This is a genomic window from Alteromonas sp. AO-Serp (assembly GCF_017849675.1).
GTDB classification, from domain to species: Bacteria; Pseudomonadota; Gammaproteobacteria; order Enterobacterales; family Alteromonadaceae; genus Alteromonas; species Alteromonas macleodii.
In genome coordinates this window covers 1-1,563 of record NZ_JAFLMX010000314.1, presented here as the reverse complement: position 1 = coordinate 1,563, position 1,563 = coordinate 1, and the positions used below count along the sequence as shown (strand labels likewise).

The 1,563-nt window shown below is 47.5% G+C and carries 2 protein-coding genes; both read right to left on the bottom strand.

What is annotated here, in order from left to right; all coding sequences use genetic code 11:
• On the bottom strand, positions 1-697 hold a 697-nt coding region (locus QVA83_RS19920; RefSeq protein ID WP_287498862.1), incomplete at its 3' end, for an alpha/beta fold hydrolase.
• Positions 698-761: 64 nt separating this feature from the next.
• Positions 762-1,563, bottom strand: an 802-nt coding sequence (locus QVA83_RS19915) for an ATP-binding protein (protein WP_287498861.1), incomplete at its 5' end; no start/stop codon positions are given.

Here is a 1,563-nt window from a genome sequence, read left to right as displayed (position 1 = left end):
GCTGAATATCCTGCTCTTCGTCATACAGTTCACGAAACAGAGCATAGCGGGTTTTGCTGTGGGTGAGCTTATTAAGTGAAAAAGGAAACGCGATATACGGGGTTTGACCAAAAAAGTACCCCGCATCTTTCTTTTTCATCCTGTTTACCGCAAGGCCTGTGCGAATTAAGCCATTCGCCAACCAATTGGGCAGAGCGGGTTTAATGCCAAACATGGGCGAAGCTAAAACGGCTTTTGAAAACAAATTCGGAAGGCGCAGCAGCGTGAGTGCACCAATGGCGCCCCCCATCGAATGGCATACCAGCTGTAACGGGCCTTGCTGCAGTGGCTTTACAATAGTTTCTACGAACATAACGAAGTCATCAACGTAGTCGTCAAAATCGGCAACATAACCATGCTGAGGGTCACGGGTCATCCTGTCTGACAAACCTTGGCCTCTGTGATCTAAGATGAATACGGCGAAACCATTTTGATAGAGATCGTAAATGAACTCTTTGTACTTTAAATAAGATTCGATTCGACCAGAGCATATTACAATGGTAGCTCGCGGCGATTCTGGGATACAGTGCGCAAAGCGTACCTTGATATTGTCTTTCCCAGAGAAGTGGCCCTGAGTAACACTGTTTTGCCAGAAGGGATTGATATACGTGGCAAAAGTGCTGGCTAAGTTATTTTCAGACGTGAACGTCCAGTTCATAAATACCCTATTACAGTCAAATTGCGCTCTTTGTTAGGCTACGGAGTGCTATCAACGTTCCCAATCATAACTTGGGAAATGACATAGTAACTCGTAGCCCACCGCGCTCAGCAGGTTCAGCGATTATGCGTCCATGATGCAACTCAACTGCCGCTTTTGCAATGGATAAGCCCAAGCCTACGCCTCCTGACTCACGCTCTCTGGCAAGAGTTGCCCTGTAAAACGGAGAAAATATACGCTCACATTCCTCAATGGTTAACCCGTCGCCGTCATCTGTAATGTGAATACACCAATGCTGCGCATCTTCGCTAAACGCAATATGCGTGACGAGTTTGCTATGGCGTATGGCATTGCGAAGAACATTCTCGACAGCGCGACAAAACATCATGCTGTCAATGACTACCGTCTTTTTGGGTATATCGTCAATTTTTAACTGCTTGTTTTTGTTTGCCACTTCAAAGTTAGCGTCGGTCAGCACATCGTTGAGCACTAAAGACAAAGCGTGTTTTTGCATGTTGGCTTCGCCAGCTTCAGCACGACTAAGAGTAAGTAATTGGCTTACCAGCGCTTCCATACGATCAGCCTCTCGCTCAACACGAGATAACGTGGCAGGGTCTACATTTTGCTGATGGGCAAGACCTAGCGCCATTTGCAGTCGCGCTAGGGGTGAACGAAGTTCGTGAGACACATCGGCCAATAATCGCTTTTGTGCGCCCCACATTGATTCGAGCTGTTCAGCCATTTTATTGAAATCGCGCGCCAACTGACCTAACTCATCCTGACGCTTGGCAGCCTTGCCCACCCGCGTTTGCCAGTCGCCGCTTGCTAAACGTTTTGCTGAACCCTGAATGTGCAAAATAGGGTTG